Origin of the sequence: Phaeodactylibacter luteus (genome assembly GCF_007993045.1) — a bacterium.
Classification (GTDB): Bacteria; Bacteroidota; Bacteroidia; order Chitinophagales; family Saprospiraceae; genus Phaeodactylibacter; species Phaeodactylibacter luteus.
The window spans coordinates 26,386-39,744 of the sequence record NZ_VOOR01000015.1 but is presented as its reverse complement, the minus strand read 5'-3'; the positions used below and the strand labels follow the sequence as shown (position 1 = coordinate 39,744).

Genomic DNA, 13,359 nt, shown 5'->3' with positions numbered 1-13,359 from the left:
GAAAAAGCGGGTAGCTCTTCAAACAAGCTATCCGCTTTTTTACTTTTTTAAGCCTCTACAAATCAAACTCTTACAACCCAAAACCTCATTTCAGGACAGCCCTGGCCTTTTTTTCTGCCCTGTGCAGGCAGCATTACCCACACCGAGGGGGTCTTACCCTAAAATACAGCACAGCACTCAAAGCAATACTAATAACAAATCATTCAAAAGCAAGCTGCGCAGCATTGCTAATGACCCAAACATTCTACACCATGACTTGTGCCCCCCCACAGTCTCCCCCCACTGTATGCAATCTATTTAAGAACCAAACCAAGTCTGGAGTATGAAAAATATTCTACTCACTGCAGCCTTTTGCCTGTCGTGTTTGGCAACCGCTTTGGGGCAACCGGAGAACGACCTTTGCACAGCAGCTGCCTTTATCCCCTTTTCAGCCACTGCGCCCTGCCCGGCACAAGAAGCCGTGTCTGTGTCCATTTCCGGCACAACAGAAGGGGCTACAGCAAGCAGCCCGGCCCTTAACATCAGCCTGCCCGGAGCTTTTTCCACTGGAAGCCAATTCCGGGAAGTATGGTACGCATTTACAGCCGTATCCAATCAGATGAGTATAGCGCTCAGCTCCTCCTCACAACCTATGATTGCGGTATTTCAGGGCGATGACTGCGGCAACCGCCTTCCAATTGGGCTGGCGCAAAGCACAGCAGGGGAAGCCGAGCTCCTATTCCCTACAGAGCCGGGCACCAGCTATTTTATCGCGGTAGGCGAAACCCAGCCCAATGACGGCAGCGGTTTTGAGCTCACCCTTAAAGCCCAGAACAATTGCAGGCTGTGCGCGCAGCGCAGTGGGCAGCTGACAGCCAGCCCTGCGCCTGCCAACGGGACTTATCAAGCTGGAGAAACGGTTACCTTTTGCTATAGCATCACCTCATGGGACCCCGGCTTTGCGCTAGAATGGCTGCATGGGGTTGAAATCGACTTTGGGCCAGGCTGGGATCAGAGCACCCTGCAAACCTCAGCCCCTGAAGCCTGCACCGCTCCCGAAGGGCAATGGGACTGGCATGAAAGCTGGGAGAGCTGCAATACCGGGCTATCTTTTGGCCCAGGCTTTGCTTTCGATGGCATCTACGGGCTGCTCTGTGGCAGCGGAGGCCCCAATGACGGCAACCCCGGGAACAACTTCGGTGACGGCCCCTGCGGCTCGCTCGAAGCTCAGCCGCTCCCGCTGGAATTCTGTTGGACCATTACCGTAGCGGAGAGCTTCGAAAGCCAGCAGGCTGCCAACCTCAATTTGAACATCACCTTGCTGGGCGATGGCTATTCTGGATCATGGATGTCCTATGGCTGTGAGGGCTACCCTGCTACCAGCTTTTTGGCAACAGCGGTGCCGGCAGCTGCTGCTGTACCCTCGGTGAGCGTCCAACAGGCGGCCTGCCCGGGCGCCTGCAATGGGGCCTTGGCACTGCTTGGCGGCCAAGGCGCTGCTTTTGCGCTTTCCAACGAAGATGGGCAAGTGGTCTTCAGCACTACTGCACCTTCTCTGAACAACGTAGTCAACGGGCTTTGTGCCGGCCACTACGAACTCGTCATTACAAGCGAAGACGGGGCCACTCAGTCAACAGCTATCACCCTTCCGGAAACCAACCTCCCAACGGTCACGGCCAATTACCTCCCGGCTTGCGCTACCGGCGAGCCTTACCAGGTTGTCACCTCAATTGATGGAGCTACGGGCCCTGCCGCTTATATCTGGACGGGGCCAGACGGCTTTTTCGCCAACACCCCAAACCCGGCAGTTTTCGCCCCTGGCCTTTACACCCTGAGCGTCACGGCCAATGGCTGCCAATTGCCCCCGCAAGAACTGAGCGTGATATCTGCCCTGCCCGAGGTCGACTGCGAAGCAACGGATACCAGCCTTACCTTTATCTGGGACGTTTTTGATGCGGATACTGCTTATCATTTTACCGTCTTGAGCGGACAAGAAGGAGGCATCCTTTCGGGGAATACTTTCCGGCTCGAAGGGCTTGCGCCAGGCACTACCGCCTCAGGCCTGCTTGAAGTGGCAGGGGAAGGCCTTTGCCCTGACAAGTTTGTTGAAGCCAACTGCATAACCCTGGGCTGCCCAAAACCTGATGCTGGCCGGGATACCCTCCTCTGCAATACCGACAGCATTCAGCTGCAGGGCATTTTGCCTGTTGAAGGCAGCACCTTTGCCTGGAGCCCTGCCTATGGGCTAAGCTGTACCGATTGCCTCAGCCCTAATGCCAGCCCGGATACAACAACCGCCTACACCCTGACGGTGACAACGCCGGAAGGCTGCCAAGCTACAGACGAGGTTACCGTTTTCGTAAATGAGCTGCCCGATTTGCAATTGCCCGACAGTGCGCTTACTTATTGCCCGGGCGAACGCTTTGAATACTGCCTGCCCGAAGGCTACCGGTACCTGTGGATCAGCCCCATTGGCTTTGTCAAAACAGGCAATTGTTTGTTGTTCCCTTATACCACAGCCAGCATAGCAGGAGAATACACTATTATCATCAGGCTGGAAAATGGCTGCAAAATAGAACAGGCCATCAGGCTGGAAGTGGACACGGATTGCTTCGGGCTGCATGGGGAAGGTTTGGCTACCGGCGTTGGCTCTGGGGGCGCTTCGCTCAGGCTAGGGCCCAACCCTGCCTCTGACCTGGCTTTGCTCCAAACAGACTGGCAGGGGCAAAAGCTGCTACGTATTTTCCGGGCAGACGGGGCTATGGTGCGCCAAACCAGCTTTGAGGGGCACCAACATGAAATCCCTGTCGCACAATTGCCACAAGGGGCCTACTTCCTGCAGCTCAGTACCGCAGGGCAAACGCTGCACCATAAGCTTACCGTAGTACACTAAGCTCCTTGGCTGCCGGGCAAGCATACGGCCCGCTCAGGCCTTTGGCATGAACTGCCAAAGGCCTGTATTGTTTATAATTGGGCCGCAATCCACTCAACTTCTTTATCTTTGCCTTTAGCTGAAACGAAAAGATATACTCCTGACCTGAACATGAGCGACACAACTGGAAGATTACTACTACACTACGAGACCCACCTCCTCGATAAGGATGCAGATTGGGTCGTATTCATACATGGTGCTGGCGGCAGCATCGTTACTTGGAAATACCAGGTCAATGCATTCAAACCTTTCTTCAACCTCCTGCTGATAGACCTCCGGGACCACGGCAAATCCAAAAATATAGAACCTGCCTACGAGAACTATAACTTCGATATCGTTACGCAGGATGTCCTGAAGGTCATTGACCATCTTGGCATAAGGCGGGCACACTTTCTTTCGGTTTCCTTGGGCAGCGTGGTGCTCCAAAAGCTGGATGAAATCCGTCCGGAACTCGTAGATAAGATGGTAATGGCCGGAGGGGTTTTCCGGGCTACGTTCACCATCAAGCTGTTTGTGCACTCCGCAAAGTTCCTGAACTACTTCCTGCCCTATCGGGCCATTTACAACCTCTTCTCTTGGGTGGTGCTCCCGCGGAAAAACCACGCTCAGTCTAGGCGTATCTTCAGGATGCAGTCTCAAAAGCTTTCGCCTAAGGAGTACTTGAAATGGGTCGGGCTGTACAAAGACTTCTTCCGCCTCCTGCGGCGTTTTTTCAACCGGGAGCTAGAAAACCTGAGCTTGGTGGTCATGGGCGATCAGGACCACGTCTTTTTTCAAGCTGCCAAACGCTTCGCATCTACCCACAAACAGGCACAACTCGTCATTCTCGAGAAATGTGGGCATGTCTGCAACATCGAGCAGTACGAGCGCTTCAATCAGACGGCCCTATCTTTCCTTTTGGGAAAACCGGTAGAAACCTTACCCTCCGCTCGATAAGCTTGGCAGCAAGCTGTCAAATGGCTTGTTGTTTGCCCCCCCCTACGGGCGTAAACCCCAAAAAGGCTGCAGACGCTCAGGCTTTATCGGCTATAGGATAGGCCTGGACTAGCGCTGCGGAGGGGTGAGAAGCCCGGTAGGGCCGAGCGAATAGCGAGCCCCGCAGCATAGCGCCCCCTGCCAAGTGGCAGGGGGAGGCCCCCATTCTGCTTTGGGCTCATACCCGCTCGCTCTGTTTTGCAACTGCTTTCGGCCCGAGCCAATACACTGAGCACGGCCGAAGCGAGGGGGCTACCGCATGAGCACGAAGTCGCCCTCCAATAGCTCTACGCTGCCATCCACAAAGACGATTTCGGCGTAGAAGACAAAAACGCCTGGGTTCATAGGCTCTCCACGCTGAGCGCCATCCCATCCGAAAGCCTCTATGTTCGGCTGCATGGGCCCGCCCTCAAAGACCATATCGCCCCAACGGTCGAAAATACGGAAGGTGCGGATTTCCCTGACCTGCGGTCCGGCAAAGATGGTAAAGAAGTCGTTGCGGCCATCACCATTTGGGCTAAAGGCGTTGGGCGCATAAACCTCCCGCTCCCGGTCTACAATAACCATCACCTCGTCCGTAGCGGTACACCCATTAGCGTCTTGGGCGGTCAGCCGGTAAACGGTCGTCCGGGCGGGGCTGACGAAAGGGGTGTATAACATTATCGTATCTGGCTGCCAAGTGAATGCGGCAACATCAAAGGTGGCCTGTGGCAACAACTGCAGGCTATCGCCCAAACGGATGGTACGGTCGTCTCCCAGCTCTAGCAACAGCTCTTGGGGTGGGCTCACGGCCACTTCTACGCTCGCTTCGCAGCCATTCGCATCCTGTACCCTTACGGAATACCCCCCTGCAGCCAAGCGGCTTAGGGTGAAGGCGGTGGTGTCCAAAGCAGCGTAGCCCTCATCGCCCAAAGCAAAAAGATAGGGATCTGTGCCGCCAAAAATATCCAAGACCTGGATTTGCCCGCTTTGTGGGTCTTTGCAATCTACATCCACGCCTGCCGCTTGCACAACAAGGGGCTCGGGCTCAGTGAGGACGAGGCTGTCTGTACCAACACAACCGCCATCGTCTGTAACAGTCACCGAGTAGGCTCCAGCCATCAGCCCGGAAGCGGAGGGGCCAGCCTGCCCATCTGACCAGCTGAAAACATAAGGCGCTGAGCCACCAGAAACATTAGCCTGCAGCTCGCCGTCGGCCGCCCCTGCACAGCTCACTCCCCAGCCGCCATATTCCACAACAGCTTCCACCTCAATGGCCAAGTCTGCCACTTGGATGGCCAGTGGGGCCCCATTATCTGCCGGGCAGTTGCTGCCGGGCACCGAGAGGCCCGTGATGAAATAGTCTGTCGTTTGGCCGGGGCTTACCACAATGGTGACGGGGCCCGCTACACTATTGAAGGTTTCTACTACCCCCTGCGTACTAGACAGCACAAAATCATAGCTCATGCCACCGCTCAGCTGAACCGTGAGCACAGCAGAATCTCCGGGGCATAAACTGGACGGCCCGCTCAAAGTAGCGCTCACTTGGGGCGTGAAGGCAAGGCTGACCACGACGACACTATCGCAGCCGTTGGCCGCTGCATTGGGCAGCACTACCGTGCCGGAAGGGTTGCCCTCGTCAAAGACTTGGTTTCCGACGGTAAGGCTCTCGCCTTGGCATAAGGTGGGCTGTAGGGTATCCACAGGGATCGGCAGGAAGTCCAACGCTATGCGCACCAGGCTGTCGCAACCATTAACCGTTGCGCCTGGCAGCACCTCAAAACCGCTTGGGTTGGCCTCGTCATAAACTGTGCCATTGACGAGCACCGACTCGCCCGGGCAAAGGGAAGCAGCGAGCGTAGCCGTATCCTGTGGGAAGAACTGCAACCCTACCTGTATGATGGAATCGCAGCCGTTGGCCGCTCCTCCTTCAATGGTCTCTGTACCGGAGGGGTTGCCCAAATGGTAAGCCGTACCATTGACCAGTAAAGTATCGCTAGGGCAAAGTACTGGCGTTAATGGCGTAGACACTGCATTGATGAAGGTAAGGTCTACCAAAATAATGCTATCGCAGCCCGTTTGCGAAGCCCCCGGTATGACTTCCAGGCCTGCAGGCTGCGCTGCGTTATAAACTGCCCCATTGACCAGCAAAGAGTCGCCTTGGCACAGTGTGGCTTCTATCCGGTTGGTATCCAGCTCAAAGTACAAAAGGTTGATGCTGACGATGCTGTCGCAACCGTTGGCGGCTGCCCCCTGCAGCACCTCTGTGCCCGCCGGGTTGCCCTGATCATAAACCGTGCCATTGACCACGATGCTGTCGCCGGGGCAAAGGGCAGGGCTGAGCTGTCCCAATGCTTCCGGCAGCAGCTGTACGCTGACTTCCACTACCGAGTCGCAGCCATTGGCCGTAGCCCCCGGGAAGACCTCCGTGCCCGTCAGGTTGCCTGCGTGGTAGGCCGTGCCATTGTAAATCAGGGTGTCGCCCGGGCAGAGCTCAGGCTCGAACTGCGCCGTGTCCGAGGGGAAGAAGCTCAGTTGCACCTGAACGATAGAATCGCAGCCATTGGCTCCTGCCCCAGGGAATACCTCTGTGCCCAGGGGGTTCTCGATGCTATAAATAGTGCCATTCACCTCCACACTGTCGCTTGCGCAAATCACGTCCGAGATGGTGCCCACGGGCGCTGAAAGCAGCTGCACGCTGACTTCCACTACCGAGTCACAGCCATTGGCCGTAGCCCCCGGGAAGACCTCCGTGCCCGTCAGGTTGCCCGCGTGGTAGGCCGTGCCGTTGTAAATCAGGGTGTCGCCCGGGCAGAGCTCAGGCCCGAACTGCGCCGTGTCCGAGGGGAAGAAGCTCAGTTGCACCTGAACGATGGAATCGCAGCCATTGGCTCCTGCCCCAGGGAATACCTCTGTGCCCAAGGGGTTCTCGATGCTATAAATAGTGCCATTCACCTCCACACTGTCGCTTGCGCAAATCACGTCCGAGATGGTGCCCACGGGCGCTGAAAGCAGCTGCACGCTGACTTCCACCACCGAGTCGCAGCCATTGGCCGTAGCCCCCGGGAAGACCTCCGTGCCCGTCAGGTTGCCTGCGTGGTAGGCCGTGCCGTTGTAAATCAGGGTGTCGCCTGGGCAGAGCTCAGGCTCGAACTGCGCCGTGTCCGAGGGGAAGAAGCTAAGGGCAACCGTAATGACCGAATCGCAGCCCGCCTGCGAGGCATCCGGCAAGGTTTCCACGCCAGTGGGGTTGGTTTGGTTATATACGGTGCCATTGACCACGATACTGTCGCCGGGGCAGAGGGTTTCGGACACCGTGGCCTGAGCACTATTGGCAAATGACAAATCGACCACTACGATGCTGTCGCAGCCGTTGGCCGAGCCGTTGGGGAATATTTCCGTACCAGAAGGGTTGCCCTCATCGTACACCACTCCGTTGACGGTCACGCTGCTGCCGAAGCAGAGCGGCCCATTGAGGTAGGTGGTGTCAATGAGGAAATAGGCAATAGCCACATTGATAATGGAATCGCAACCATTGGCTGCAGCGCCAGAGAGCGTATCCGAGCCCATCAGGTTGGCAGGGTTGTAAACGGTACCGTTCACTACCAGGCTGTCGCCGGGGCAGAGCATTTCGGCAATATCATTTACTGCCGGCTGCCGGAAATCCAGATGAATAATGACTACACTGTCACAACCACTCGCTGCTCCATTTTCGAATACTTCCGTGCCAGAAGGATTGGCCATATCATACGTCGTGCCATTGACCACTAGGGCGGTGTCGCCACAGATGGTTTCTTCAATCCGGAAAGTATCAACGCTAAAGAAAGACAGCTGTATGGTAATGACCGAATCGCAGCCCGCCTGCGAGGCGTCCGGCAAGGTTTCCACGCCAGTGGGGTTGGCTTCGTTATATACGGTGCCATTGACCACGATGCTGTCGCCGGGGCAAAGTGCCTCTACGATTTCATTTGAAGCGAAAGCCACAAAAGAGAGGTCGACCACTACGATGCTATCGCAGCCGTTGCTGCCGGCATTAGCAAGCACTTCCGTGCCTGAGGGGTTTTGCTCATCGTAAAGGGTACCGTTGACGGTGATGCTGCTGCCAAAGCAAAGGGGGCCCTCAATTCGCCCAGTATCCGGCTGCAGATAAGCCAACTGAATGGTGAGTATAGAGTCGCAACCATTGGCCCCTGCGCCCTCTAGTATTTCGGTACCTGACAAGTTGGACTCATTATAGACCGTCCCGTTCACGATGATGCTATCGCCAGGGCAAAGCTCCGGCATCAGGCTGCCCTCAGCCAGGGGCAGGAACTGCAAGGCGATCACTACGATGCTGTCACAGCCGTTTTCGGCAGCCCCTGCCAAAATTTCTGTGCCCGTAGGATTGGCTTCGTTATAAACGGCACCATTGACCACGATGCTGTCGCCGGGGCAGAGCGGGCCCTCCAACAGAGCTGTATCAGTAGGGAAAAAGCTCAGCATGACTTGTATGACGCTATCGCAGCCCGTGACCGAGCCCATCGGGATGGTGTCTGCCCCCATTGGGTTCGACTCATCATAGAGGGTGCCGTTGACCAATAGGCTGCCGCCCGGGCAAAGGGCCTCTTCCAATACAAAAAGGGAGACGTCCGAAAAGGTAAGGCTCACTTGTACCACGCTATCGCACCCATTGGCAGTGCCGCCCGGGATTACCTCCACGCCCGAAGGATTGCCCTCGTCGTATACCGTACCGTTGACGGTAAGGCTGCTGCCAAAGCACAACTCCCGGTTTAGGAAATTGGTATCCCTTGGGAAGAAACTGAGGCTGACGAAAACAATAGAATCACAGCCGGCCACCGCTGCCCCCAAGAGGGTATCTTGGCCTGTAGGGTTGCCCTCATCATAAAGCGTACCATTGACAAGCAGGCTGCCGCCTGGGCACAGGGTTTCTGCTACGGTATCCCTCGCTGGCAAAATGCGGGTTAGTGTGTCCCTGACATTCAAAGTGTCCTGGCAGTTGGCATCAGCAAGCAGGCCAAAAGCGACTTCGAGCGTATCAAAAGCCAGGAGGCTGTCGATGGGGCAAAAGGACATCGTGGTATCTGCCGTGCTGGCAGTAAAGCTCAGGCGCAAAGTATCTGTACCACTGCGCACCTCATAATTCAGCAAGAAAGGGGGGGGCACCGGTGAAGGACAGGCTATAAGTAGCACAACCATCAAGGCAAAGGCTATCTGTTTGTGGGCTTGCTGCCAAAGCAGGGGCAAGGTTTTCCGTCCCAACATCTACCATAGCTTCGCCCATACAATCCGTACCATCCATAACGGTCACGCTGTACGTGCCCGCCGGCACCCCAATCAGGTTGGGTGTGGCTGCATCGTTGCTCCACAAGTAGGTATAGTTGCCATCTCCCCCTGTTACCGTCAGGTTGATTGCCCCATCGGCTACGCCTGGGCAGGACGCAGGCTGTGCAAGCAAGTCTAGGCCGAGCAGGCAGCCCGGTGAAGAAATGGTGAACGAGCAGTTGATGTTGCAACCGTTGGCATCTTCTACCTGTACGATATAGGTGCCCGGCGGAAGGTTGGGGATTTCTATGGTATTGTCGTTGCTCGTAATGCCCCCCCCCAGACTGGGCGAAAAATAGTCGACTTCAAAAGGGGGCTGCCCGCCCACAATCACTAGCTGCCCGATGCCATCGGCAGTTTCATCATCAGAAGCCTGTTGAAGCTCAGAGCAGGTCATTGTTGGGGTAGCGTTGATGGTCACCGAAAACTCATCCTCGGACTCGCACACGCCGTTGCTGTCGTAGACGTAGAATGTCCCCTCAAAATTGATGGTCTGATTGGGGAAGTATTCGGTGCCCTGCCCACCGGGCTCTGAAAAGTAGCCCGCATTTTCCGTTAGGAACTGCCCCTCGATAAAGGGGAAAGAGAAAGACTCACAGACGATGAAGTCGTCTATGGGTTCTACCTGTACAGGGTCAAAGATTTCCAGGTTGAAAGAGACCTGTGCGAAACAGCCTGGGGCAGAGGCATCGTAAATATAAAGCGGCAGGGCACTGCTATTGATTTCGTCTCCCGGGAAACGGGCAAAGCCCATACCGAAGGTGCTGGTGTAATACGCTGGGGTGTTCAGATTGAACCCCTGTATCTCAGGCAAGGTAAAATCACCGCACACCTCTATATCATCTACTGGGTTGAGGACCGGGGGCAGGGCGAAGGTCACCGTGAAGGTTTCCTGATCGGAACAGCCCGGGGCCGACTCGTCGTAGACCGTAAAAGTCAAGGGGCCAGCAAAGCCGGGGTTATAAATCTGGCCAGGGAAAAAGGCAGTGCCCCCTCCCACAGGGCCGTCGTAATAGGCCGCATTGGGCGTCAGGTTCTGCCCCTGAATGGGCGGGAAAGTATAAGTGCCACAGGCCGTGGCATCGGGTATAGGGCTTAGTATTGGGCGGGGCCGTACGGTAACCGTAAAGGGGCCCACCTCGTCTTCACAGCCGGGGGCAGTGCTATCGTAGATGTAGAGCGTAGTCGTTTGCGTAAGCGTAGTGCCGGGCAAGAGCATGGTGCCTGTCCCATTGGGGCCCGTATAGTAGGCCTGCCCACCGCTCAGCCCCGTGCCTCCGATCGGAGGCAGGATAAAGCTCTCGCAAACGCTGCGGCTGTTTTGGGCCGTGAGCACAGGTGGCGTATTGATGGTGACCTGAAAACTGACTTCGTCTTCACAGCCCGGGCCGGAGCTGTCATAAATGTAGACCGTTTGGGAGGTATTCACGGCCTGGCCTGGGCTTAGAGCCGTGCCCGTACCGCCGGGCTGTGTGTAGTACGCTTCAGAGCCGCTCAGCCCCACACCGCCAATTGGCGGGAGGGTGAAGGGGCCACAGCTTACCACATCGTCTACCTCATCGAGCATAGGCTGCTGATTGACGGTAAGGGTAAAGTCTGACTCGTCGGTACAAGTATTGTTGTCTTCGAAAATGTAGATCGTGCCTGTGGTACTGACCGTACTGCCGGCCGGCAAAGGCGTGCCCTGCCCGCCGGGCTGAGTATAATAATTGGCATTTCCGCTCAAGGTGGGCAAGGTAAAACCGCCGCCGCAGATTACCTCATCGGCCAGCTCGGGCACATCTGGGGTTTCAAAAACCGCAATAGCAAAATCCCCTGGCGTAGCACACTCGCTGCCCGCAGGCGTAAAAGATATCGTATACACCCCCTCTCCTGCCTGATCAGGGCTAAAGGTACTGCCGGTAAGCCCGCCGCCGGTAACGCTCCAGGTACCGAGCACGCCCATCGTCATCGCGTTCAAGTTGATGGCAGGGTCAGTGGTACAAACTGGGCTCATATCCGAAAAACTGAGGGCAGTCAGCGATTCTACCGTTACGCTGATCGCCTCCGCTTCGGCACACTGCCCGGGATCGGGGGTGAAGGTAAGGGCCGCCACGCCCGCCCCTGCCGCTGCGGGGTTGAACTGCGTATTGCCGTTGACAAGCCCGCTGCCGGAGCTGCTCCAAGCGCCGGTCACCCCATTGGTAGCCGGCAAACTGATGTTGTTGGCATTGCTTTCGCAAAAAGGGCCAATAGCTGAAAGATTGAGGGGCACGGCAGGGGAAATATCCCCTGAGATCGTTGCCGCTTGTGCGCACTGCCCGGCGTTGGGGGTGAACGTGAGGGTAAATGGCCCGGCCCCTGCAAGGGCAGGGTTGAACTGATTGCCCTGTATGCCAGGGCTGCCAGACCAAACGCCTGCTACGCCTCCTGTCGAAGGCAACATCACAGCACCTTGGTCGCTGCACAAATCCCCTAGATCGCTCAGCATCAAAGGCTGGTCAGCCTGTACCGTCACCATAATAGACTCCATTTGGGCGCAAGCCCCGCCTGCGGGCATAAAGGTGAGCGTATAATTGCCAGGGGCCACACTACCGGGATTGAAGTTATTGCCCGACACGCCTGTGCCCATCCACATACCAGGTATCCCATTGGTAGACAAGCCCACTATGGGGTCCGATCCGCACAAAGTGCCCAAATCAGGCTGCCCAGTGGAAAGGCTATTTTGCACGACAACGGTTGTGGTAGCAGGGTTGGCGCATTCGCCAGCGTTTGGCGTAAAAACCAGGGTGTTATTGCCCACAATCGCTGTGGCTGGATTAAACGTTCCGCTAGGCGTGCCATTGACCGTCCACGATCCGGCTACCCCGCTCTGTGGGCTGCTGAGCACAATAGGGCCGTCACCGCTGCAAAAAGGGCCAAGCGCAGGAAGGGCAGGCGTAACAGCCGGGGCTACCGTCACTTCCAAGGTAGCTGGCGAAGCGCAGGTGCCAGCATTGGGCGTAAACAACAGGGTATTGCTGCCCAGATTGGCATTTGCAGGGTTGAACTGCCCTCCGGAAACCCCAGGGCCCGACCACGCCCCAGAAACGCCACCCTGCACACTGCTCAGAGCAACCGGGCCGTCTGTTGCACAGAAAGGGCCAATGGGAGTGAGGGAATAAGTTGATTCTATACAAGTGATGGTTACATCTGAAAATTCGATAGTCTCATTACTTGCCCATGTCTGGGTATTTACTTGCACAGAGGCTTGCCCTGCCATTGCACTAGCACAATAATCAAATGTTATTGTACCTGACTGGTCAGCATTAGTTGTACCAGGGCCACCGATCAACTCTTCATAAACAACTGAGCCATCTATGTAGAACCTAACCCTTAAAAAGTCCCAACACCCATTTATAAAAGCCCCCGTTGTCACACAATCAGGGCTTTGATTATCAGGATCTCCATTACATGTAGCACACTCATCGCTTGACTCCATATTCCCACTTCCCTCCCATCCGGTTGGAATATTAAAGTCTACAGAAAACCTGACGATACCGCAATCAGGTGTCATAACCGGCCCATAAATATCTGTAGATGTGCCATCTATATTATTGTAGGAGGCACCCGGATCATTGAGCAGTACCGTAACCTGCCCCTCCCCCACCAAGGGCGCCATCATCAGGGCAAAAAGCAGCAGGGGGAAGCCAGCAAAGCGGGCGTGGAATTGTGCGGTCATAGCCGAAATGCGTTGAAGTCGAGTCATGCAGTAGTGTAAGGTTAGGCCCTTTACGGGCAGACCGAAGATATTAAATTTGAACGTACCTGCAGCGCTGTGCGGCTCGCAGGGCAGGTGATTTGGGGCAGACGGGGTGCATCAGTACAGTGGGCAAAGATAATATACGTAGTGAGAAGGGTTTAGCGATGAAGGCACAGGGGCAATTATTGTCTGCCATCAGCTTTCAGCTGCGCAAAAATAGCAGGAAGGCAGGCAACAAGCCTGCAGCCTATGTTAATTTGGCATTAATTAACAAGAGGCTGCCCATCAAGCGCTCGGCATTGGGGCGGCAACTTTGCATAGGTATATGGCCCTTGGGCAAAATACAAGCCAAGCCGGGGAACACTTCCGCCGGCTGCCCCGTTTATCCCTAGGGCGGAAAGCTGAGCCACACCAAATAATTTAAAGTGGGGGCTTTTGATATTGCTCAGAA

Annotated in this window: 4 protein-coding genes; 2 read left to right on the top strand and 2 right to left on the bottom strand. The window is 55.9% G+C overall.

Annotated features, from left to right (window positions below):
* Window positions 1-322 precede the first annotated feature (322 nt).
* The gene (locus FRY97_RS08945; protein WP_147167112.1) at window positions 323-2,872 is read left to right on the top strand and encodes a T9SS type A sorting domain-containing protein; all 2,550 of its coding nucleotides are present in this window, start codon (window positions 323-325) and stop codon (window positions 2,870-2,872) included.
* 150 nt (window positions 2,873-3,022) lie between these two features.
* A complete protein-coding gene (locus FRY97_RS08940; protein ID WP_147167111.1) occupies window positions 3,023-3,847 on the top strand; it encodes an alpha/beta fold hydrolase in 825 nt (274 codons plus the stop codon).
* Window positions 3,848-4,138: 291 nt separating this feature from the next.
* On the opposite strand, the gene FRY97_RS08935 is transcribed toward FRY97_RS08940, so the two are convergent.
* Window positions 4,139-9,061 (bottom strand): T9SS type B sorting domain-containing protein, encoded by a 4,923-nt coding sequence (locus tag FRY97_RS08935; protein WP_246141641.1) that lies wholly within the window; start codon window positions 9,059-9,061, stop codon window positions 4,139-4,141.
* Window positions 9,000-12,914: a SprB repeat-containing protein gene (locus tag FRY97_RS08930; protein ID WP_147167109.1), complete on the bottom strand. Its 3,915-nt coding sequence runs from the start codon at window positions 12,912-12,914 to the stop codon at window positions 9,000-9,002. Before FRY97_RS08930 ends, FRY97_RS08935 begins: the two co-directional genes overlap by 62 nt.
* Window positions 12,915-13,359 lie beyond the last annotated feature (445 nt).